Here is a 21,616-nt window from a genome sequence, read left to right as displayed (position 1 = left end):
CGCTGCCCGAGCGCCACTGACCGAGCATCGTGAGAGTCTTCAAGGTTTCAGCGCGCACTTCCGGCCTGCTGAGGCGCCTCAACCCCCGTAACCGGCGCAGCCGAACCAACCCGGATGCGACCATGTCGCTGGTCGACCATCTGACCGAGCTGCGCACCCGGCTGCTGATTTCGCTGGCCGCCATCCTGGTGACCACGATCTTCGGGTTCGTCTGGTACTCGCATTCGATCTTCGGGCTGGAAAGCCTGGGCGAGTGGCTGCGGCATCCCTACTGTTCGCTGCCGCAGTCGGCGCGCGCGGAGATCAGCCCCGGTGGCCAGTGCCGGCTGCTGGCCACCGCGCCGTTCGACCAATTCATGCTGCGGCTCAAGGTGGGGCTGACGGCCGGGGTGGTGCTGGCCTGCCCGGTGTGGTTCTACCAGCTGTGGGCGTTCATCACGCCCGGCCTGTACCAGAAGGAACGTCGCTTTGCGGTCGCGTTCGTCATCCCCGCCGTGGTCCTGTTCGTCGTCGGCGCGGTGCTGGCCTACTTCGTCCTGGCCAAGGCGCTGGGCTTCCTGCTGACCGTCGGCAGCGACGTCCAGGTGACCGCGCTGTCCGGCGACCGGTATTTCGGCTTCCTGATCAACCTGCTGGTGGTCTTCGGCGTCAGCTTCGAATTCCCGCTGCTCATCGTCATGCTCAACACCATCGGCGTGCTGCCCTACGAGAAGCTCAAGGCGTGGCGGCGTGGCCTGATCTTCGCGATGTTCGCGTTCGCGGCGGTCTTCACCCCCGGATCCGACCCGTTTTCGATGACCGCGCTCGGGTTGGCGCTGTCCATCCTCTTGGAGCTCGCCATCCAGATCTCCCGGCTGCATGACAGACGGAAGGCCAAACGTGAAGCCCAGGCCGTGATTCCCGACGACGAAGCATCGGTCATCGAACCGCCCACCGCGATACCGGAGCCGTCGTTCACCGCCGGGCAACACGACGATGTCACCTGACCCGTCGCCGCCCCCTGACGTGGCGGAGCTGGTGGAGCTCAGCCGGTTCACCGCCGAATTACCCTTCGCGCTCGACGGCTTTCAGCGGCGGGCGTGCGCGGCGCTCGAACGCGGCCACGGCGTGCTGGTCTGCGCGCCCACCGGTGCCGGCAAGACGGTGGTCGGCGAATTCGCCGTGCACCTGGCGCTGGCGTCCGGCGGCAAATGCTTCTACACCACGCCGCTGAAGGCGCTGAGCAATCAGAAGCACACCGACCTCACGGCGCGCTACGGGCGTGACCGCATCGGCCTGCTCACCGGCGACATGTCGGTGAACGCCGATGCGCCCGTGGTGGTGATGACCACCGAAGTGCTGCGAAACATGTTGTATGCGGATTCGCCTGCCCTACATGGGCTTTCGTATGTGGTGATGGACGAGGTGCATTTCCTCGCCGACCGGATGCGGGGTCCGGTGTGGGAGGAGGTGATCCTGCACCTGCCCGACGAGGTGCGGGTGGTCAGCCTCTCGGCGACGGTCAGCAACGCCGAGGAGTTCGGCGGCTGGATTCAGACCGTGCGCGGCGACACGACCGTCGTGGTCGACGAGCACCGTCCGGTGCCGCTGTGGCAACACGTGCTGGTGGGCAGGCGCCTGCTGGATCTGTTCGATTACGACAACGAGAAACCGGCCGCGGATCGTCAGCCGCGCGTCAATCCCGAACTGCTGCGCCATATTTCGCACCGCCGCGAGGCGGACCGGATGACCGACTGGCGTGGGCCCCGGCGGCAGGCGGGACGGGGAAGCACCGGGCGGCCGTCGCGTCCCCGCTTCTACCGGACGCCGTCGCGGCCGGACGTGATCGCCAGCCTGGACTCCGAGGGACTGCTGCCGGCGATCACGTTCGTGTTCTCCCGTGCCGGTTGCGACGCAGCTGTCCAGCAGTGCCTGCGCTCGCCGCTGCAGCTGACCACCCAGGAGGAACGCGCACAGATCGCCGAGGTGATCGAGCACCGGTGCGGCGATCTCGCCGACGCCGACCTGAGCGTGCTGGGCTACTACGAGTGGCGCGAGGGGCTACTGCGCGGCCTGGCGGCCCACCACGCGGGCATGCTGCCCGTCTTCCGCCACACTGTCGAGGAGCTGTTCACCGCCGGGCTGGTCAGGGCCGTGTTCGCCACGGAGACGTTGGCCCTCGGGATCAACATGCCCGCCCGCACGGTGGTGCTCGAGCGGCTGGTGAAGTTCAACGGCGAGCAGCACGTGGCGCTGACACCGGGGGAGTACACGCAGCTCACCGGCCGCGCCGGGCGGCGCGGCATCGACGTCGAGGGCCACGCGGTGGTGCTGTGGAATCCCACCGAGGAGACCACCGAGCCGTCCGCCGTGGCCGGGCTGGCCTCCACCCGCACCTTCCCGCTACGCAGCTCGTTCGCCCCGTCGTACAACATGACGATCAACCTGGTCCAACAAATGGGTCCCGAGCAGGCGCATCGGTTGCTGGAGCAGTCATTCGCGCAGTATCAGGCCGACCGCTCCGTGGTCGGGCTGGTCCGCGGCATCGAGCGCGGCGCCGCGATGCTCGACGAGATCGCCGGGGAGCTCGGCGGGCCCAAGTCCCCGATTCTCGAATACGCGCGGATGCGGGCACGCATCAGCGAGATGGAGCGCGCGCAGTCGCGCGCGTCCCGGCTGCAGCGACGGCAGGCCGCGAGCGACGCGCTGGCCGCGCTGCGCCGCGGCGACATCATCAACATCACCCATGGCCGGCGCGGCGGTCTGGCCGTGGTGCTGGAATCCGCCCGCGACAGCTCCGATCCGCGGCCGCTGGTGCTCACCGAAAATCGTTGGGCGGGAAGGATTTCGACGGCCGATTACTCGGGCGCGTCCGCACCGGTTGGTTCGATGTCACTGCCCAAGCGGGTCGAACACCGTCAGCCGCGGGTCCGGCGCGATCTGGCGTCGGCGCTGCGATCGGCCGCCACCGGATTGACCATCCCGGCCCGGCGCCGCGGCGGCCGCGGGGACTCCGACGGCGAATTCCACGACCCCGAGTTGGCGTCGTTGCGTGAACAACTGCGCCGGCACCCGTCACACAACACGCCCGGCCTGGAGGCACAGGTGCGGCAGGCCGAGCGCTATCTGCGGATCGAACGCGACAACGTGCAATTGGAGAAAAAGGTTGCGGCGGCCACCAATTCGCTGGCCCGAACCTTCGACCGGATCGTCGGGTTGCTCACCGAGCGCGGCTTCATCGAAGGGCGCGACGGCGACCCGCGCGTCACGGACGACGGCCGGCTGCTGGCACGCATCTACAGCGAAAGCGACCTGCTGGTCGCCGAATGCCTGCGCACCGGCGCGTGGTCGGGGTTGAAGCCGGCCGAGCTGGCGGCGGTGGTTTCGACGGTGCTCTACGAAACCCGGGGTGGTGAGGGGCCCGGGGCGGGCTTCGCGGCCGATGCGCCCACCCAACAAGTGCGGCAGGCGCTGCAGCAGACGTCGCGGCTGTCGATGGCGCTGCGCGCCGATGAGCAAACGCACCGGATCGCCCCGAGCCGCGAACCCGACGACGGCTTCGTCAACGTCATCTACCGCTGGGCCAGGACCGGAGATCTGGCCGCGGCACTGGCGGCCGCCGACCCGGCCGGCACCGGATCGCCCCTGCTCGCGGGGGATTTCGTGCGCTGGTGCCGTCAGGCGCTCGACCTGCTGGACCAGGTCCGCAACGCCGCTCCGGACGCCGAGTTACGGGCTACCGCCAAGCGGGCCATCAATGACATTCGGCGCGGCGTCGTCGCAGTTGACGCCGGGTAGGCTTGGCCGGAGCTACCGTTAAGCGCCGAATAGTTCATGCCAAGACACAAGGGCTGAGGGAGAAAGATGAGCGGACCGCAGGGATCGGACCAGCAGTGGCAACCGCCTGGTCAGGGTCAAGGTAGCGATCACTCGTCAGACCCGACTCAGGTCGCACCCACCTGGAACGAGCAGTCGAACCAGGAGACTTCGTGGCAGGCCCCCGCCTACACGCCGCCCGCCGACTACCCGCAGTACCAGCAGCCGGCCGAACAGGCGTATCCGCAGCAGTACCCGCAGCAGCAGCCGGGGTACCCGCAGTACGGTCAGCCGGGTCAGTACGGCCAGCCCGGCCAGTACGGCCAGCCGGGGCAATACGGCCAGCCCGGCCAGTACCCGCAGCCGGGGCAATATGGTCAGCCAGGGCAATATCCGCAGCCCGGTCAGTATGGCCAGCCGGGCCAGTACCCGCAGCAGTACCCCGGCTATGAGCAGCAGCCCGGCAAGAAGCGGCCCGTCGGACTGATCGCCGGCGTCGGCGGCGCGATCGCCTTTCTACTCATCGCGGTCGTGCTGGTGCTCGGCTTCTGGCAGCCCGGCTTCTTCGTCACCACCAAGCTGGACGTCAATAAGGCGCAGGCTGGGGTCCAGCAGGTCCTCAGCGACGAAACCAACGGCTACGGCGCGAAGAACGTCCAGAACGTCAAGTGCAATCACGGCCAGAACCCCACCGTCAAGAAGGGCGCCACGTTCGACTGCGACGTCAGCATCGACGGTGCGCCCAAGCACGTGACGGTGACCTTCCAGGACAACAAGGGCACCTACGAGGTCGGCCGGCCGCAGTAGCCGTCGGCCACGTCAGTTCGGCAGCGCGTCCAGGGCCTTCTGCAGGCGGGCGATCGACGAGCCGACACCCAGCTCCGTCGCCAGTTCGGCGGTGCGTTGCGGATCGGCGGCGACCAGCGGTAGTTCGTCGTCGGGCGTCGAGAAGGTGACCGGCGCGTCGGTGGCCACGCGCACCACCTTCCCGGCCGCCTCGATGTAATCCAGCGCGCCCAGCAGCTTCGCGCGTACGCCCTTGGCCATCTTCGACTTCGGGTCGTGGGCGGCGGCCAGGATCTGTTCCAGCGAGCCGTGCTGGGCCAGCAGGGTGGCCGCGGTCTTCTCGCCGACGCCCGGGACGCCGGGCAGGCCGTCGGAGGGATCGCCGCGCAGCAGAGCGAGTTCGGCGTAGGCGGGCCCGGCCCTGTCTACCGGCACGCCGTAGTGTTCGGCCACCTCGTCGGGCCCGAACAGCGTGGCCTTGCTCAGCCCGCGGCCGAGGTAGAGCACCCGGACCGGAACGGGATCGTCCGACACCACCTGCAGTAGGTCGCGGTCACCGCTGACCACCACCACCGGATCCTTGCGTTCCTGCGCCGCCAAAGTGCCGAGCACGTCGTCGGCCTCGAAACCCTCCGCCCCGGCGGTCGGGATCCCGAACGCGTCAAGGAGTTCGGCGATCATGTCGATCTGCGGTGTCAGGTCGTCGGGGACTTCCTCGATGTCCGGCTCGTCCCGCGGCTCTTCCTCGGCCACCCGGTGGGCCTTGTAGGACGGGACGAGTTCCACCCGGAACTGGGGACGCCAATCGAGGTCCAGGCAGACGGCCAGCCGGCGGGGCCGCTGCTGGGTGATCACCACGGCCACGGAGTCGATGAATCCCCGGACGGCGTTGACGGGCCGGCCGTCGGGTGCGGTGATCGAGGAGGGCACCCCGAAGTAGGAGCGGAACCACATGCTGGCGCCGTCGAGCAGCACGAGCGGTGATTGGGGTGCTGGCATGCCGGTTATGGTCTCACGCCGCCGCGAGGCGACGTGCGATCGAGCATTAGCCTGGCTGCCATGGAGTCTCACCGCTTCGACGCAGCAGTGTATGAGCGCCGTCTGGCCGCGGCCGCCGCCGCGGCCGCCGACGCAGGCCTGGCCGGGCTGGTGATCACACCGGGGTACGACCTGCGCTACCTCGTCGGGTCGCGCGCGCAGACCCTGGAACGGTTCACCGCGCTGGTGTTGCCGGCATCCGGTGACCCGACGGTGGTGGTGCCCCGGCTGGAGCTGGCCTCACTCAAGGGGTCTGCGATCGCCGAACTCGGCCTGGCGGTGCGGGATTGGGTCGACGGCGACAATCCCTACGATCTGGTGGGCGCCGCGTTGGGCGGTGACCCCGCCGCGACCGCCGTCACCGACGCCATGCCGGCGTTGCACCTGCTGCCGCTGGCCGGAGTGCTCGGCGTGCTGCCTGTCCTGGCCACCGATGTATTGCGCACACTGCGCATGGTCAAGGAGGAATGCGAAGTCGACGCGCTTCGCAAAGCCGGGGCGGCCATCGATCGGGTGCACGCCCGGGTGCCGGAGTTTCTGGTCCCGGGACGCACCGAGGCCGACGTGGCCGCCGACATCGCGAATGCCATTGTGGCCGAAGGGCATTCGGAGGTGGCTTTCATCATCGTCGGGTCCGGGCCGCACGGCGCCGACCCACACCACGGGTATTCGGATCGCGAACTACAGGTCGGCGATATCGTCGTCGTCGATATCGGCGGCTCCTATGAACCCGGCTACAACTCCGACTCGACGCGCACGTATAGCATCGGAGAGCCGAATCCGGAAGTGGCCGAACAGTATTCGGTGCTGCAACGCGCCCAGCGCGCAGCGTATGACGCGGTGCGCCCGGGGGTGACGGCAGAGCAGGTCGACGCCGCCGCCCGCGACGTGCTGGCCGCCGAAGGGCTCGCGAAGTATTTCGTGCACCGGACCGGGCACGGCATCGGCTTGTCGGTGCACGAAGAGCCCTACATCGTCGCCGGAAACGATCTGCCCCTGGTCGAGGGCATGGCCTTTTCCATCGAGCCGGGCATTTATTTCCCGGGCCGGTGGGGTGCGCGCATCGAGGACATCGTCGTCGTCACGCCCGATGGCGCCCTGGCCGTCAACAACCGGCCACACGAACTGATCGTGGTCCCGGTGGCCTGACCGACGCGACACAGGCCGCGTAGGTTGGGCGTGATGTCACTTCTGGATCTCCCGCTGCTGCCGATTCGCATTGCCCGTCACGTCGCCGATGCGGTCTTGCACCACGTCGCACCGCCATCAGCACCGGCACCTGCGCCGCCGGCTGAGCTCATCGTGGTCGACGGGATGCCCGAGGGTGTGCCGCCGGCCGCGCGGCGCCCCGAGCCGAAGCTTCCCACCCCCGCGGGATGGCCGTTCGGTGAGCAGTTCCCACGCACATGCGGCGCCGGACGAGTGGCCGGCGGTGCCCTGTTCTGGACCGACTTCCTCTACGACGACCATGGCGCGACCGGCATCCCGATCGGCGACCTGAAGATTCAGGCGCCGCCACGCGGAACCTACGTCTATCCCGACGGGCCCGCGGCGGGCAACGGCGCCGACATCTTCCGCGTCGCCATCGGGCTCACCGAGACCCACACCTGGTGGCGGATCGACTGGAATACCTTGTTGGACGCCTCAATTCCCATCGCGCTGTTCACCTTCGACACCGACCCCACCCGAACGGCGGCCGAAGACTGGCCCGCCGGAGCGGGCGTGCGCTCGAAGGGTATCGACATGGCCTTGCTGGTCTCGGGCAGCGGCGCCGCGCTGATCGATCTCACCACTCAGGTCAGGACGCCGGTCGAACACAGCGTCGACATGCAGTCGCGGTCGTTTGTGGCGCAGGTCCCGCGGTCGCTGGCGGAGCCCACGGGGAACTGGACGGTCCGCCTGGTCGCGGGGTTGGCCAACGCGGCGGGGGATGGGTTCGCCGACGTGTCCGCCCTGCACGGCGCGCTGCTCGGGCAACCCAACGTCTACAACGTGGCATTCCGCACCAACGAGCAGGAGCCGCCGCACCTGAACTTCTGGTCGGATGCCGCTCAGGCGGCCGCCCTGACACATGGCGACGTCTCCGAGTTCGCGTTGACGGTGCCGTGGGCTCGGCTGGCGGCCCGCGAAACCGCTCCCGAGCCGGTGATCACCGGCCCGTCCACCCGGTGGTACGTGTCGTCGGTCGACCTCGGCCAGGGCCTGGAACAGGGCTGGGCCGCCAACGACATCTTGAACACCAAGCCGCAATTCCTCGGTCGGGTGCAGCCGTACTCGATCTGCCTGCCGTCGAGTTACGCGCCGGGCCGCGCGCTGCCGCTGACCTTGCTGCTGCACTCGCTTTCCCTCGGGCAGAGCCAGTTCGCCGCGATCGACCCGCGGCTGCTGCACGAAGTGTGCGAGGGCCGCGACTCGGTGGTGGTCACGCCGTTGGCCCGGGGGCCGTCCACCTGGTACTTCGACACCGGCGAACTCGACGTCTGGGAAGTATGGGCGCGGGTTGCCGAACAATTGGGCACCGATCCCAATCGAACTGTGATCTCCGGCTATTCGATGGGCGGGTATGCGACCTACAAGCTGGGGCTGAGCTACCCGCAGGTGTTCTCGCAGGCGGTGGTGTTGGCGGGGCCCCCGACGTGCGGTGTGCGGCTGCTGCCTGACGTCGACATCCCCGCCGACCTCGATCTGGACACACCCTGCGCCCGCGAGGGTGACACCTGGAAGCTGCTGGCAAACGCCCGATGGCTGCCGTACGTCATCGCGCATGGGCTGCTCGACGAACTGGTGCCCTTCGCCTCGGCCGCCGAGCAGGTGCTGGAGCTCGACCGGCTGGGTTACCGGCACCGATTCAGTGTTTACCCGCTCGAGGATCACATCGCCTGGGTGTTCCAGGACAAATTCGAAGATCCGATCTCCCACATGGGAACCGCTGTGCGCCAAGCGGATCCGGGACACATCACGTTCGCCTGGTATCCGCAGCTGGTGCGCGCCGATCTGGGTATCGGGCCACACCAGGTGTGGTGGTTGTCGGAGCTGGCCGCCGACCGCCAGGTGACCGAGCGGCGCGGGGCCGTCGCCGAAGTCGATGCGCGCTCGTACGCGCGGCCGGATCCCGCGCACACCATTCGGCACCATCGCGGCGTCATTCCGGGTTTTGAGCCGACGCCCGGGCTGTACAGCGAACTGGACTGGCAGGTTGGACGTCCCGTCGGCCCGCTGCCGTATCTGACGTTGGGCCTCAAGGGGGTTGCCGGTCTGAGGGTTGATATCGCGCGTGCCGGGCTGGCCGCGTTGCCGAAGTCGACCATCACGGTGTCCACCGATGTCGCCGCCCAGATCACGCTCGGCGGCTTGCCTGCGGCGGTTGCCGTGCAGCTCGATGGGCAACCGGCCGGGCCGACCGTCACGGTGTCGCCTGGGCGACACCAGATCACGCTGACGGCGACTGTTGACGAATGAGTTGTCGTGCTAGGTGATCGTGGCTAGCTTGGCGGAGCGATCATTGGGTGAATAGCGGCGACGGGCGGACCTGAGCGAAAATCCGCACGTGGCTCCCTTGGCTGTCGATCCGGAGGCGATGTTTGTCGCCGGCACCGGTGTGAGCGTCATTGGCGACGGCATTGCCACAGCCCTTGGCCAATTGTCGGCTGGATTCGGGATCAATAGCGGCCAGGATTCCGCCGGCATGGTCTTTGCGCTGAACTATCAGAACGCGGCGCGGTCATTGTTGACCGGGGTGGCTGCCGGGATCGATGCTTGCCGGAAGCTCGGGGCCAAGATTCAACTTTGCGCGTCGAATTACTCACGGGCAGAGGCAGCCTCGAAAGTAGGCGGCGGCGGGCATGTACTGCCATCGCCGGGGTCACCCGCGAAGGTCGCGCCTCCGAATGCGCCGGACGTCATGGGTGCGGGCGTCGCCCGACCACTGCTGTGGGGAGTGGTGGAATCGCTGCTCGACGATGTGTGGCCGAATGGCAATGCGGTTGGAATGCATGCGGCCGCGGGTTGTTGGCGCGGACTCGGCGCGTCGCTTAGCGGTGTTCAAGCCGCGCTCAACGGCCCGAAGTCGGTAATCGCCGGGCAGCAGATACCGGAAGGCGAGTTGGTCCAGCACAATCTGGCGTTGCTCGCCGCTATCATCGGCAAGTTGGGCCCGCAATGCGACAAGCTGGCCGATACCTTGGACGACTTCGCGGACGAGGTGGACGACGCCCAGAACAAGATTCGGGATCTGTTGAACCGGTTGGGGTCCCTGACCGATTTGGTTCACGACGCGATATTGATCTTCGAAGGCGATGCGCTCGATGAACTCGAAAAGATCGCCAACGACATCAATGGCGTACTGCACAACATGAAGCGTGAAGCTCATGCACGCGAACAAGTCCTGAAGACCGGAATGCAGATCATCGATCGCCTGGTGGTTCGGGGGCAGCACTTGGTGGACGGCCAGTTGGTCGAATTCTTCGGCGAGGACGTCGGGAGTGTGGCAGCGGGCTACTTCGATGCTTGGACCGATTTCGGAGAAGGCGTCTTCAAAGGCGCGGTTGGCGCTGTGGAATTCGCAGACCAACTTGATCCGAGTCGATTCGCCTTTGATCCCAAAGGCGCTGCGGCCAGTTGGGCCGCACTGGATAAGACTGCGGTCCAATCCATCCCGGCGTATGCGCTGTTCGACCCGGCCGGTGCGGCAAAAACCGATCTCGGCCTCGTGAAAGGCCTTACCCACTGGGACGATTTGACCTCAGACCGGCCCGGGGTGGGGCTCGGAGAGATTGGCTTCGATCTTGGAACCATGGCCGGTGGCGGTGGTGCAGCGAAGTCGGGCGTGAAAGCTGCGGAGGCGGCGGGCGGCGCCGAGGCGACGGGGGATCTCGCGGAGGGCGAAGGGGCACTCCAGGGTGTTAAAGGAGCGGCCGCCGAGGCGGAAGGCGCCGGCGGTGCCTTGCCGGGTATCGCCAAAACCGGCAGCGATATAACCAAAGATCTTGAAAATCTCGATGGAGACCTGCCGAAAGGCGATGCGCCGCCGAGTGGCAGTCCCGTGAGCTTGCCGCCAGGAAAGTTGCCGGACGCACCGGTTGAATCGGTGCCTCGTCCGGCGGATGGCGCTCCGGGCGCGCCCCACGCGCCGGATTCGGCGCCGGGATCGATGCCCGCGCCGGATTCAACACCCCCCGAGGCTCCGAGGCCAGGCCTCTCGGATGGGCCGCACGAACCGGCGTCGGTGGCGGCCACCGGTTCGCCGGCTGGAGCAGTGCCGACCGTCGTCGGTGAGCGCTTGCCATCGGCACTCTCGCAACCGATTGATCATTCGCCGCCAGTGTCGCCCAACGGATTTCCCGGCGGAGCCGTACCTTTCGAAGCCCACTCACCGGCGCCGGCATCCCCGCACTTCGCACCTCCGAACGGTCACCCGGCTGAAGTGCCACCGCTGAGCGGTGGCTGGCACGGGCCTGCCGAGAAAGGCACGCCAGCGGGACACCAACCGGGTGGTGCGAAGTCCTATGGAGACGGTGGCGACCCGCCGGAAGATCGTCCGGACGGCAGGTCGCCGGACGGTGACGATCCGAGTAGGCGTAGACCGGACGACACGCATCTTGTTCACGGGGACGACGGGTCGGCGGACGGACTCACCGCAGACAAGCGCGATGAGATCATAGCCATGCCCAAAGGCACTCGTCCTGATCCTACGGAGTACTTGTCATCGCAATATATTGAGAAACAACTTCGTAAGTTCGACGATGGCGCAACCCGGTTTATGCCGGAAAGCAATCTCGAGAAATACGGTATAGCCCAGCGGGATGGAACATCATTCGTGATGCCCAAACATGAAGCCGATACAATGACAGCGGCAACGGGGGGCGACTTCCGGGCAATGGAGACTGAACTCGGATTACCCCGAGGTTTTCTAGACTCAAACAAGATTGTCAGGATCGATATCGCTGACCCAGGGAACTTCAACCTACGAATTCCGTCCGGCAACGAGGCTGGTGCGAACGAACAATGGATCCCCGGTGGCGTCTTGCCTAATGGCTCATCGGAGGCTGTCGTGGATGGTGGATGGATAGGCCCAGGCGATTACACTGTAACTGATGTCTTCGAGTAGAAAGAAGCGCTATGAAGTTCGATGACACATATTTTTCGCGAGAAGATAGATATTCGATCGGCATCGAGTCGACGTCAGGCCGCTACTACGCGTCTATACCGGTAAGCAATGGGATCGTAGACTACGAAGAATACTATGAACTCACACCCGACCAGTACCAGCAGTTTCTAGGTGACAGGAAAACCGCGGTCGAATTCATCGAAGCTTGCCGTCGGCATGAACATGACGATCTGCTCTTGCAACAACCTGGCAATAACCGCGGGACTCCCGTTTAAGGAGGTCGAGCACCACGATTCATGAATCTTCAACTTCAGTACATAATGATCGTCGATCCCGAAACGGGTACGGACAGAACAATTTTCGAGCGATGGAGCAGCTGAGGGTGGATCCGGCCGTTCTTAATGCCGCAATCGTCATAGCTGTCGGCGGCACCGCTGTTCCTCATATTGACAAACAGAAGGTGCTTGAGGTGTACGGGCCAGCGCAAGCACCATCTTTGATTGCGCGCGTTTCTGAACTGGTGCACGAGGCAGTTGGCATGCCGATCGATTGGGGCAACATGACATTGGTGGAAGGCGTGAACGATATTCTTCGACGTTTCCACGAGAAGCACCCAGAACTATCGCAGGAAGCGCTGCACGAGATCGGCCGATGCGTTGGATGGAACCTCCGCTGAATGAATGCGTCGGGATCGGGGATGCAGGTCGGGATCCACCCGAACAACTGCTACTCGCCCCGGTCCAGAAGATCCGACGACCCCAGCACCCGCTCGATCTGAACCTCGATGACCACGCGTCGCGGGTTGGGTCGCGGCGTCCGATAGCGCTGGGCGTATCGCAGCTCGGCGTCGCGCACCGCGTCGACGTCGTTGTTGACCTTGGACCGGCCCTCTAGCGATAGCCACCGCGCGCCGTCGACTTGGCTGAGCACGGCGAGGCCGCCACGATCGGCGTTGACAGCCTTTTGCGAACCCCCGGTGGTGATGACCCGCGCGATGTGCGTCTTGGGGTCAAAGGTGAAACCGACCGCCACCACGTGCGGTGAATTGTCGGCTCGCAGCGTGGTCAGCATGGCCAGATGGCGTTCCGACAGAAACGCCAAGGCGTCGTCGGTGAGCCGGGTAGTGGTATTCGCCATCACCGCCCACGCTAGCGCAGGTGATAATCGCAGCCGTGGACGACACGGGCGCAGGTCCAGTAGTAATCCTGGGCGGCCGCAGCGAGATCGGGATCGAGCTGGCGCGACTCCTCGCGCCCGGCGCGACGGTCGTGCTGGCCGCCCGCAAGGCCGATCAGCTCGCTGAGCAGGTCAACGCGCTCAAGGCCGCGGGCGCCGCGGCGGTTGACACCAGGGAATTCGACGCCGACGACCTGACCTCGCACGGCCCGCTGGTCGCCTCGATCGTCGCCGACCACGGTCCCATCGGCACCGCGGTGCTGGCCTTCGGCATCCTGGGCGATCAGGCCCGCGCCGAAACCGACGCGGCGCACGCGGTCGCCGTCGTCCACACCGACTACCTCGCCCAGGTCAGCCTGCTCACCCACCTGGCCACGGCGATGCGCAAAGCGGACACAGGACGGCTGGTGGTGTTCTCCTCGATCGCCGGGGCGCGCGTGCGCCGCGCCAACTACGTCTACGGCTCGGCGAAGGCCGGCCTGGACGGCTTCGCCAGCGGCCTGGCCGACGCGCTGCACGGCACCGGGGTCCGGCTGCTGATCGCCCGGCCGGGATTCGTCATCGGTCGCATGACGGAAGGCATGTCGCCGGCACCGCTGCCCAGTACGCCCGCCCAGGTCGCCGCCGCCACCGCGCGTGCGCTCGCGAAGGGCCGCCGCACCGTATGGATCCCGTGGGCGCTGGGCCCCGCGGCGGCGGTGATGCGACTACTGCCGCAGTTCGTCTGGCGCAGGATGCCGCGATGATCCGCCCCGCTGACGATGCAGAGCGACGCGATGAGGAGCGGCGCCTATGATCATCGTGGTCGGTATCGGCGCCGACGGCATGGCCGGACTCGGCGAGGCTTCGCGTGCCGAACTCCGCAGGGCTGGGATCATTTACGGCTCCAAGCGGCAGCTCGACCTGCTCGACGACACGGTGCGCGCGCCCCGGCGGCAGTGGCCGTCGCCGATGCTGCCGGCGCTGCAAACGTTGCTCGACGAACGCACGGGTGACGTGCACGTGGTGGCCAGCGGCGATCCGCTGCTGCACGGCATCGGGGGCACCCTGATCCGCCTGCACGGCCGCGGCAACGTCAGGGTCCTGCCGCACGTGTCGTCGGTGACGCTGGCGTGCGCGCGGATGGGCTGGAACGTCCACGACACCGAGGTGATCAGTCTGGTCACCGCGCCTCCGCACACCGCGGTGCGTCGCGGCGGTCAGGCGGTCGTGCTGGCGCAGGGCAATTCCACACCAACCGAACTCGCGGCGCTGCTCACCGCGCATGGCCGCGGCGATTCGGAGTTCACCGTTCTCGAACGACTCGGCGCCCCGGACGAGCACCGCCGCGACGGCACCGCCCGCGACTGGGCCGACGATCGAGACCTGGACGACCTCAACGTGATTGCCGTGCGGTACCTGCCCGACGAACGTGTCTCACCCCTGCCCGACGACGCCTTCACCCACGACGGGCAGATCACCAAACAAGGCATCCGCGCGGTGACGCTGGCCGCGCTGGCCCCGCGCCCGGGGGAGCGATTGTGGGACGTCGGCGCGGGCTCCGGCAGCATCAGTGTGCAGTGGTGTCTGAGCGGAAAGGGTTGCAGCGCAGTGGTTTTTGAAAGCAACGAAGACCGCCGGCGCAACCTGGAGGGCAATGCCGCAGCCTTCGGGGTCAGCATCGATGTGCGTGGCGAGGCCCCCGGCGCGTTCGACAGCGCGGAGCCGCCGTCGGCGATCTTCATCGGCGGCGGACTGACCCAACCCGTCCTGCTCGACGCCTGCTGGGCCAACCTGCCGGCCGGCGGCCGACTTGTCGCCAACGTGGTCACCACCGAGTCCGAAGCCGTTCTGACGCAAGCACATCAGCGCCTGGGTGGTGAGCTGTACCGCTTCCAGCACTATCACGGCGAGCCGCTGGGCGCCTTCACCGGCTGGCGACCGCAGTATCCCGTCACCCAGTGGGCGGTGACCAAGTGACGGTGTATTTCATCGGTGCGGGCCCGGGCGCGGCCGACCTCATCACGGTGCGCGGTCAGCGGCTTCTGCAAACCTGCCGGGTGTGCTTGTACGCCGGCTCGATCATGCCCGACGACCTGCTGGCGTTGTGCCCACCGGACGCGAAAGTCGTTGACACCGGGCCGCTGACGTTGGAGCAGATCATCGCGGAGCTGAGTGAGGCGCACGCCGCCGGCCTGGACGTGGCGCGGCTGCATTCGGGTGATCCGTCGCTCTACAGCGCGCTCGCGGAGCAATGCCGGCGGCTCGACTCCCTTGGCATCGACTACGAAATCGTGCCCGGCGTACCGGCTTTCGCCGCCGCGGCGGCCGCGCTGAAGCGTGAGCTCACCATTCCCGGGGTGGCGCAGACCGTGACGCTGAGCCGGGTGGCGACCCTATCGACGGCGATGCCGCCCGGCGAAGATCTGAAGACCCTGGCCCAATCCGGCGGGACCCTCGTCCTGCATCTGGCCGCCGCCCAGATCGACGCCATCGTCCCGCAGCTTCTCGAAGGCGGCTATCAACCCGAAACACCGGCAGCCGTCGTGGCTTTCGCGAGCTGGCCGCGAGAGGCGGTGCTGCGCGGCACCCTCGCAGACATCGCCGGGCAGATGCATCGGGCCAACATCACCAAGACAGCCGTCATCGTCGTCGGTGAGGCGCTGACCGCCGGCGGATTCACAGACAGCTACCTGTATTCGACCGGGCGCGCCCGGGGGAGCAGGCATTGATGCGCGTCCTGTTGCTCGGCGGCACCGGCGAGGCCCGCGCCCTGGCGAAAGCTCTGCACCCGCGCGTCGACATCGTCAGCTCCCTGGCCGGGCGCGTTCCGGATCCGGCACTGCCGGTCGGCCCGGTGCGCATCGGCGGCTTCGGCGGCGTCGACGGATTACAAAGATGGCTGCAAGACGAGCGCATCGACGCCGTCGTGGACGCCACCCACCCGTTCGCGGCGACCATGACCGCGCACGCCGCCGACGCGTGCACGGATTTGCGGATCCCGCACCTGATCCTGGCCCGCCCGGCGTGGGATCCGGGCGCCGCCATCGTCGTCGACTCGGATGCCGACGCCGCTGAAACCGTCGCCCGGCAAGGCTATTCGCGGGTGTTTCTCACCACCGGACGCTCGGGCGTGCGGGCCTTCGCCGGCAGCGACGCGTGGTTCCTGATCCGGGCGGTCACCGACCCCGACGCGTCCGTGCTGCCGCGTCGTCACCGGGTACTGCTGTCCCGCGGGCCGTACGGCTACCAGGACGAGTTCGGGCTGTTGCGCGACTACCGCATCGACGCCCTGGTCACCAAGAACAGCGGAGGGGACATGACCCGCGCGAAGCTGGATGCCGCGGCGGCGCTGGGCGTTCCGGTGGTGATGGTGGCCCGGCCGCCGCTACCCGCCGGGGCGTTGACCGTCGGCACGGTGGCCGAGGCCGCCGAATGGGTTGGCGCGCTAGCCGGTTAGGTGGCTGCGCTCGCCATCGGCCAGCAGCGCGTCGCGGGCGCGCGCAACGCGCGAGCGGATGGTGCCCACCGGGCAGCCGCAGACGGCGGCGGCGTCCGCGTAGGGCAGGCCGAGCAGCTGGGTGAGCAAAAGCGCTTCGCGCTGTTCGGCATTGAGGTTGGCGATCATCGTCGTCACCTCGACCAGGTCCTCGAATCCGCGGGCGTGCCGGTCCCCACGCACTACGTGTTCGGGATCGGCGCCCAGGGCGGCGCGGGGCCGTGATTGCACGTGGCGGATGTGGTCGGCCACGACGCGGCGCGCGATCGACAGCAGCCAGGTGCGCGCGCTCGAGCGCGCGGAGAACCGCTCGATGGCGCCGATGGCGCGCAGGAAGGTCTCTTGGGTCAGATCGTCGGCGTTGCCCGTATCCGACAGGTAGGCCACGAACCGCCACACGTCTTGCTGGGTGGCCTTGATGAACGACTCGAGCGCCCGGGAGTTTCCGCGTGCGGCTGACAACGCGAGCTCGGTTACGGCCTCGTCGTCGCTCACCGCGGTCATGCCCAACCACCTTTGTTGTGGGAGTTTTCCGATTCTACGACAGCTCGTCGTAGAGGACGCAGTGGGGTCCGAGCGATTGATGGGCCGCAGGTGGCCGCGCCGCCGACCACTGGGCGAGTCCGCCGACCAGGTGGGGAAGTCGGCGTCGTCCGAGGCATCGGAGCCGCGCCGTCGGTGTGAGCCCACCCGTTCCCGCGCCACCAGCAATGCGAACGCCAGACCCAGCAACAGGGGCATGTGGCTGGCGATGCGGGTCGCGGTGACTTCGCCGTCGAAGGCGTCGACGATCACATAACCCAGCAGCGCAACGGAATAGACACCGGTGATCGCGGCCACCCCCGACGCGGAGGCGGGCCACACGCCGGCGGCGATCATGGCCAGACCCAGCGCCAGCAACCAGGCCGTCGACTCGTGCATCAGGTGCTCGCCGGACATCGCGCCGTGCATGTGACCGGACACCATGCCGAAATCGATTCCGCTGATTTGGGCGGCGGCGATCGCCACCTGGAACAGGCCGACGGCGATCAGGCCCCATCGCCGGTAGTGCGACCGCAGCCAGCGCATCAGGGCCCGGTGGCCGGTGGGCTGCTCGCCGATGCTGGCCATGATCTTCTCGACCAGATCGGGTCCGTCGCCGGGAGTCACCGAGGCCAGCCGGCGCGTCTGCACCGCCGCCCCGATGAGCCAGGAGCGGCAGCTGCGGCAGGATTCGAGATGGGCGTCGACTTGCTGCGCGAGCACCTGGGGGCGCTCGCCGTCCAGTCGAGCCGACAGCGCTTCGCGCGCAATCTCACACCGCATCCCTGCATCGTTGCGCATGGTTCGGCCGCGCGCAAAGACTCGCGCAATTCGGCGCCAGACGAAATCGCCGGGAACTTATGCGCGCCGACAACCGACCTCTGGTCGAACGCATCGCCCAGCCCATCCCAAGATTCACCGAAGAGGTATTCGTGCTCTTGCCTGAAGGCCCCCGACGATGACCGCCCCGATCTGGATCGCTTTTCCGCCCGAAGTGCACTCGACGTTGCTCAGCAGCGGCCCCGGCCCCGCGCCGCTGCTGGCCGCCGCGACGGCATGGTCGTCGTTGAGCACCGACTATGCGACCGCGGCAGCCGAGCTCAGCGGGGAGTTGGGCGCCGCGCAGGCGGGTTCGTGGGACGGACCCAGCGCGGACCAGTACGTGGCCGCACACGCCCCTTACCAGGTCTGGCTGCTGGAGAGCGCGGCCAAGAGCACGGCGGCGGCGAGCCTGCACGAGACCGCGGCCACCGCCTACACGGCGGCCCTGGCCGCGATGCCGACGCTCGGCGAACTCGCGGCCAATCACGCGGTGCACGGGGCGCTGGTCGCCACGAACTTCTTCGGGATCAACACCATCCCCATCGCCGTCAACGAGGCCGACTACGCGCGCATGTGGGTGCAGGCCGCCACGACGATGACCACCTACCAGGCCGTCAGCGCATCCGCCCTGGCGGCGGTCCCGGCGACGACGCCCGCGCCGACGATCGTCGTGCCGGGGGCGGAGGCGGGCACCGCGGGCGTCACGGCGGTACAGGCGGCCGCGGTGGCCCCGGCGTCGGATTCCGGCTCCAACCTGAACAACGCTGATACCTCGAGCGCCCAGCAGCAGGCCACGGCGGCGACGCAGACCTATCCGTCCTGGCAGGACCAGCTCACTCAGTGGCTGCAGCAGTACACCCAGAATTTCGCCTGGCCGGTGTCCAAGGACCTCAACCCCGGTGGGTGGCCCTTCCCGCCGCTGCCGTTCGTTAATGGGCTCGCCTCGTTCTTCAGCCAGTTGGGCTTCTCGCCGGCCCTGTCGAGCGCGCTCGGCTGGGCCATCTTCCACACCCTGATGATCTTCTGGCCCTTCATGCAGGCCGCGATCCAGATGGCGGTGGTACTCGCCCCGGTCGTCGTGGCCGCAATCGGCGCGGCCGCGGCGGGGGGGGCGGCGGCCGCGGTCACCGCGATCAGCGTCGCGGTCCCGCTTTCGGCCGCGACGCCGTTGCCGGCCGTCACGGCGGCGCCCGCACCGGTGGCCGCTCCGGCGCCGATTATCACCAGCGCGCCCGCCAGTGTGAGCCACGTGCCGACACCATCCACCGCCCCCGCGACGACGGTCGCCGGCTCGGCCGGCGGCGGACCCGTCGGTGGGGGACCGGGCGTCGGTTTCGGCCCGACCGCGACCGACGGAATCGGAGCGAACGTGTCCAATGCCCTGTATGCGGTGGGGCTTTCGGGACTGTCTGCGCGCGGCAGCGCGAGCAGCCGGTCACGGCGCAAGTCGGAGGAACCCTCGTCCGACGACGTCGACGAGCCCGCGACCGCGGCCGCGGCCACGGCGGCCAAGAAGAAGGCCCGGGCCCGCCGGCGCCGCGGCGGCACCGCCACCGAGCGCGCGTACCGCTACGAATTCATGGACTTGGACGAGGGTGCGGATCCAACCGGTGACACCGAAGATCCTTACGCCGCAAGCCCTTCCGAGGACAGCGCGGGACCGCTCGGGTTCGCCGGTGCCGCAGCCAAATCAAATGCCGCGCAGGCCACCGGATTGGCGACGTTGACCAGTGACGGGTTGAGTGACGGTCCCACCGTGCCGATGATGCCGAGCACCTGGGAGCGCGACTAGCCCTGGTAGCGCCGCGGGGTGAAGACGCGGTCGGTGGAATCGTGTGAGTACCACTGGGTTTGGGACGACCCGACGATCAGCAGGCAGCGCATGTCGATCTCGCCGGGATTGAGATCGGCCAGCCTGACCACCCGGACGTCTTCGTCGGGGCCGGAAACGTTGCGGCCGATCACCACCGGGGTGCCGGGTTCGCGGTGGGCCAGCAAGATGTCGCGCATCGCGCCGACCTGCCAGGTTCGCGTCTTGGAGGCCGGGTTGTAGATGGCCAGCACCAGGTCGGCGGACGCGGCGGCCTGCAGCCGCGTGGAGATCACCTCCCACGGCTTGAGGCGGTCGGACAGCGAGATCACCGCGTAGTCGTGCCCCAACGGAGCGCCGACCCTGCTGGCCACGGCCTGGGCCGCGGTCATCGCCGGAATCACCCGAACCCGCACACCCGGCCATTCTTTGGCCTCTTCCAGCACCGCGGTAGCCATGGCGAACACACCCGGGTCACCCGACGAGACCACCGCCACGGCGTGGCCCTGCTCGGCCAGCGCGCAGGCCAGCCTGGCCCGTTCGGGCTCGTCGCGGTTGTCGCTGGGGTGACGCTGCTGGCCGTCACGGGCCGGCACGCGGTCCAGGTAGCCGCCATAGCCGATCAGGTCGGTCGCCGCGGCCAGCTCGCGCCGGGTCTGCGGCGTCATCCAGTCCATGTCGCCGGGACCCAGGCCCACCACCGTGACGCTGCCGGCAGCGGGCGCGCGGCGGCCCCGCTGCCCGCCCGGGAGGATGGCCAGCGAGAAGTACGGGACGCCGGCCGCGTCGACGTCGGCGGCGGGCAGGATGCGTTGCGTGGCGGTGCTGGCCCGCTCGACATAGAACGCGTCGTCAAGCTGTCCCGATGCCGAAAGCGCTTCCCGCACAGCGTGATACGAACGCCCGAGCTTGAGGACGACGGCGGCGTCGGCGTCGGCGAGCCGACGGGTCAGCTCTTCGACCGGCAAGGTGCCCGGCAGCACCGACAGCACCTCGTCGCCGGCCACCAACGGTGTCGCGATGGCCGCCGAGGCGGCGCTCACCGACGTCACGCCGGGCACGATGATCGCGTCGAACCGCTCCGTGAGCCGGGTGTGTAGGTGCATGTAGGAGCTGTAGAACAGCGGATCGCCCTCGGCCAGCAGGGCGACATTGCGACCGGCGTCGAGGTGCGCCGCGATGCGCTCGGTGGCCTCGACGTAGAAGTCCTCGATGGCGCCGGCATAGCCGCCGGGATGGTCGGTCGTCTCGGTGGTGACGGGGTAGACCAGGTGCTCTTCGATCTGACCGGGCCGCAGATAGGGTTCGGCGATACCGCGGGCGATGCTGCGGCCGTGCCGGGCGCTGTGATAGGCCACCACGTCGGCCTCGGCGATCACCCGGGCGGCTTTGACAGTCACCAATTCCGGGTCGCCGGGCCCCAACCCGACGCCCCACAGGGTGCCTTGTGCGGTCATTCGCGGTCGCTCGCGATCGCGTTGACGGCGGCGGCGGCCATGGCACTGCCGCCGCGACGGCCCCGCACCACCAGATACGACGTTCCGCGCGGGTTCTCGATGAGCTCCTGTTTGGACTGCGCCGACCCGACGAAACCCACCGGCCCGCCCAACACCCCGGCCGGCGGCGCCAACCCGTCATCGATCAGTTCGAGCAGCCGGAACAGCGCGGTCGGGGCGTTGCCGATCGCCAGCACCGCGCCGGGCAGCCGGTCCGCCCACAGCTCCACCCCGGCCGCGGAGCGCGTGGTGTGCCGGCGTGCGGCCAGCTCGGCCGCCCGCGGGTCGGCGACCAGGGACACCACCTGGTTGTCGGCCGGCAGCCGTGCGGCGGTGATCCCGGCGGCCACCATCGACGAATCGCACAGCACCGGAGCCCCGCCGCGCAGGGCCACGCCGACGCGATCCACGACGTCGTCGGTGTACGCGACGTGCTCGGCGACGTCGACCTGGCCGCAGGTGTGGATCAATCGGACGACCACCCGTGCCACCTCGGCGGGGAATCGCGCCAGGTCCGCTTCGGCGCGGATCGTCGCGAACGACTGGCGATAGATCTCCGCCGCGTCGCGGATGTAGTCGAGCACCCG

The 21,616-nt window shown here is 68.1% G+C and carries 18 protein-coding genes and 1 pseudogene; 13 read left to right on the top strand and 6 right to left on the bottom strand.

Annotated elements, in window-relative coordinates:
* Positions 1–29 precede the first annotated feature (29 nt).
* The 3 genes from tatC (at position 30) to A5708_RS09170 (ending at position 4,602) form a co-directional block, all read left to right on the top strand.
* Entirely contained in the window at positions 30–986 is a 957-nt protein-coding gene (tatC, locus tag A5708_RS09180; protein ID WP_155765952.1) for a twin-arginine translocase subunit TatC, read from the top strand.
* Positions 987–1,005: 19 nt separating this feature from the next.
* Positions 1,006–3,777 (top strand): DEAD/DEAH box helicase, encoded by a 2,772-nt coding sequence (locus A5708_RS09175; protein ID WP_065028322.1) that lies wholly within the window; start codon positions 1,006–1,008, stop codon positions 3,775–3,777.
* 66 nt (positions 3,778–3,843) lie between these two features.
* Positions 3,844–4,602, top strand: a complete 759-nt coding sequence (locus A5708_RS09170; RefSeq protein ID WP_065028321.1) for a DUF4333 domain-containing protein — start codon at positions 3,844–3,846, stop codon at positions 4,600–4,602.
* Between the two features lie 12 nt (positions 4,603–4,614).
* Here the strand turns inward: A5708_RS09170 and A5708_RS09165 are convergent, their stop codons facing one another.
* Positions 4,615–5,580 (bottom strand): 5'-3' exonuclease, encoded by a 966-nt coding sequence (locus A5708_RS09165; protein ID WP_065028320.1) that lies wholly within the window; start codon positions 5,578–5,580, stop codon positions 4,615–4,617.
* 60 nt (positions 5,581–5,640) lie between these two features.
* Between A5708_RS09165 and A5708_RS09160 the strand changes: the two genes are divergently transcribed.
* The 5 genes from A5708_RS09160 to A5708_RS26115 all read left to right on the top strand — a co-directional run bounded on the left by A5708_RS09160 (position 5,641) and on the right by A5708_RS26115 (position 12,401).
* The gene (locus A5708_RS09160; protein WP_065028319.1) at positions 5,641–6,768 is read left to right on the top strand and encodes a M24 family metallopeptidase; all 1,128 of its coding nucleotides are present in this window, start codon (positions 5,641–5,643) and stop codon (positions 6,766–6,768) included.
* A 33-nt stretch (positions 6,769–6,801) separates the two neighbouring features.
* Positions 6,802–9,078 (top strand): prolyl oligopeptidase family serine peptidase, encoded by a 2,277-nt coding sequence (locus tag A5708_RS09155; protein ID WP_065028318.1) that lies wholly within the window; start codon positions 6,802–6,804, stop codon positions 9,076–9,078.
* 88 nt (positions 9,079–9,166) lie between these two features.
* A complete protein-coding gene (locus tag A5708_RS26125; RefSeq protein WP_081292888.1) occupies positions 9,167–11,725 on the top strand; it encodes a hypothetical protein in 2,559 nt (852 codons plus the stop codon).
* A gap of 11 nt (positions 11,726–11,736) precedes the next feature.
* Positions 11,737–12,000, top strand: coding sequence for a hypothetical protein (locus A5708_RS26120; RefSeq protein ID WP_081292887.1), 264 nt, complete (start codon positions 11,737–11,739; stop codon positions 11,998–12,000).
* Positions 12,001–12,092: 92 nt separating this feature from the next.
* On the top strand, positions 12,093–12,401 hold the full coding sequence (locus tag A5708_RS26115) for a hypothetical protein (protein WP_155765951.1): 309 nt from the start codon (positions 12,093–12,095) through the stop codon (positions 12,399–12,401).
* 50 nt (positions 12,402–12,451) lie between these two features.
* On the opposite strand, the gene A5708_RS09140 is transcribed toward A5708_RS26115, so the two are convergent.
* Positions 12,452–12,862 (bottom strand): F420-dependent biliverdin reductase, encoded by a 411-nt coding sequence (locus A5708_RS09140; RefSeq protein WP_064954310.1) that lies wholly within the window; start codon positions 12,860–12,862, stop codon positions 12,452–12,454.
* 35 nt (positions 12,863–12,897) lie between these two features.
* Between A5708_RS09140 and A5708_RS09135 the strand changes: the two genes are divergently transcribed.
* Genes A5708_RS09135 through A5708_RS09120 form a run of 4 tightly spaced genes read left to right on the top strand, consistent with a single transcriptional unit; the run spans position 12,898 to position 16,340 of the window.
* On the top strand, positions 12,898–13,647 hold the full coding sequence (locus tag A5708_RS09135) for an SDR family NAD(P)-dependent oxidoreductase (protein ID WP_065028315.1): 750 nt from the start codon (positions 12,898–12,900) through the stop codon (positions 13,645–13,647).
* A gap of 46 nt (positions 13,648–13,693) precedes the next feature.
* Complete coding sequence (locus tag A5708_RS09130; RefSeq protein ID WP_065028314.1) at positions 13,694–14,860, top strand: bifunctional cobalt-precorrin-7 (C(5))-methyltransferase/cobalt-precorrin-6B (C(15))-methyltransferase; 1,167 nt, start codon at positions 13,694–13,696, stop codon at positions 14,858–14,860.
* Positions 14,857–15,612 carry a precorrin-4 C(11)-methyltransferase gene (cobM, locus tag A5708_RS09125; protein WP_065028333.1) on the top strand — a complete coding sequence of 252 codons (756 nt, stop codon included), beginning with the start codon at positions 14,857–14,859 and terminating at the stop codon, positions 15,610–15,612. The genes A5708_RS09130 and cobM overlap by 4 nt, the downstream gene beginning before the upstream one ends.
* Positions 15,612–16,340 carry a cobalt-precorrin-6A reductase gene (locus A5708_RS09120; protein WP_065028313.1) on the top strand — a complete coding sequence of 243 codons (729 nt, stop codon included), beginning with the start codon at positions 15,612–15,614 and terminating at the stop codon, positions 16,338–16,340. Before cobM ends, A5708_RS09120 begins: the two co-directional genes overlap by 1 nt.
* Here A5708_RS09120 and sigC read toward each other — a convergent pair.
* The gene (sigC, locus tag A5708_RS27475) at positions 16,329–16,883 is read right to left on the bottom strand and encodes an RNA polymerase sigma factor SigC (protein WP_231117857.1); all 555 of its coding nucleotides are present in this window, start codon (positions 16,881–16,883) and stop codon (positions 16,329–16,331) included. The genes A5708_RS09120 and sigC overlap by 12 nt on opposite strands.
* A gap of 126 nt (positions 16,884–17,009) precedes the next feature.
* Positions 17,010–17,684, bottom strand: a pseudogene (locus A5708_RS27470) (DUF2275 domain-containing protein); the annotation flags it as partial.
* A gap of 175 nt (positions 17,685–17,859) precedes the next feature.
* Here A5708_RS27470 and A5708_RS09110 point away from each other — a divergent pair.
* Entirely contained in the window at positions 17,860–19,515 is a 1,656-nt protein-coding gene (locus tag A5708_RS09110; protein WP_065028312.1) for a PPE family protein, read from the top strand.
* On the opposite strand, the gene A5708_RS09105 is transcribed toward A5708_RS09110, so the two are convergent.
* A complete protein-coding gene (locus A5708_RS09105) occupies positions 19,512–20,990 on the bottom strand; it encodes a precorrin-2 C(20)-methyltransferase (RefSeq protein ID WP_065028311.1) in 1,479 nt (492 codons plus the stop codon). The two genes, A5708_RS09110 and A5708_RS09105, sit on opposite strands and share 4 nt — an antisense overlap.
* On the bottom strand, positions 20,987–21,613 hold the full coding sequence (locus A5708_RS09100) for a precorrin-8X methylmutase (protein WP_065028310.1): 627 nt from the start codon (positions 21,611–21,613) through the stop codon (positions 20,987–20,989). The genes A5708_RS09105 and A5708_RS09100 overlap by 4 nt, the downstream gene beginning before the upstream one ends.
* Positions 21,614–21,616: the final 3 nt, after the last annotated feature.

The sequence above is a fragment of the Mycobacterium colombiense genome (genome assembly GCF_001672755.1).
GTDB lineage: Bacteria > Actinomycetota > Actinomycetes > Mycobacteriales > Mycobacteriaceae > Mycobacterium > Mycobacterium colombiense_C.
Note: the sequence above shows the minus strand (reverse complement) of the source record. Positions and strands in the feature narration are given on the sequence as shown.

Coding starts and splice junctions, on each gene's coding strand:
- A5708_RS09170 (WP_065028321.1), top strand. CDS start 3,844: ATGAGCGGACCGCAGGGATCGGACCAGCAGTGGCAACCGCCTGGTCAG.
- A5708_RS09165 (WP_065028320.1), bottom strand. CDS start 5,580: ATGCCAGCACCCCAATCACCGCTCGTGCTGCTCGACGGCGCCAGCATG.
- A5708_RS09160 (WP_065028319.1), top strand. CDS start 5,641: ATGGAGTCTCACCGCTTCGACGCAGCAGTGTATGAGCGCCGTCTGGCC.
- A5708_RS09155 (WP_065028318.1), top strand. CDS start 6,802: ATGTCACTTCTGGATCTCCCGCTGCTGCCGATTCGCATTGCCCGTCAC.
- A5708_RS26120 (WP_081292887.1), top strand. CDS start 11,737: ATGAAGTTCGATGACACATATTTTTCGCGAGAAGATAGATATTCGATC.
- A5708_RS26115 (WP_155765951.1), top strand. CDS start 12,093: ATGGAGCAGCTGAGGGTGGATCCGGCCGTTCTTAATGCCGCAATCGTC.
- A5708_RS09140 (WP_064954310.1), bottom strand. CDS start 12,862: ATGGCGAATACCACTACCCGGCTCACCGACGACGCCTTGGCGTTTCTG.
- A5708_RS09130 (WP_065028314.1), top strand. CDS start 13,694: ATGATCATCGTGGTCGGTATCGGCGCCGACGGCATGGCCGGACTCGGC.
- A5708_RS09120 (WP_065028313.1), top strand. CDS start 15,612: ATGCGCGTCCTGTTGCTCGGCGGCACCGGCGAGGCCCGCGCCCTGGCG.
- sigC (WP_231117857.1), bottom strand. CDS start 16,883: ATGACCGCGGTGAGCGACGACGAGGCCGTAACCGAGCTCGCGTTGTCA.
- A5708_RS09110 (WP_065028312.1), top strand. CDS start 17,860: ATGACCGCCCCGATCTGGATCGCTTTTCCGCCCGAAGTGCACTCGACG.
- A5708_RS09105 (WP_065028311.1), bottom strand. CDS start 20,990: ATGACCGCACAAGGCACCCTGTGGGGCGTCGGGTTGGGGCCCGGCGAC.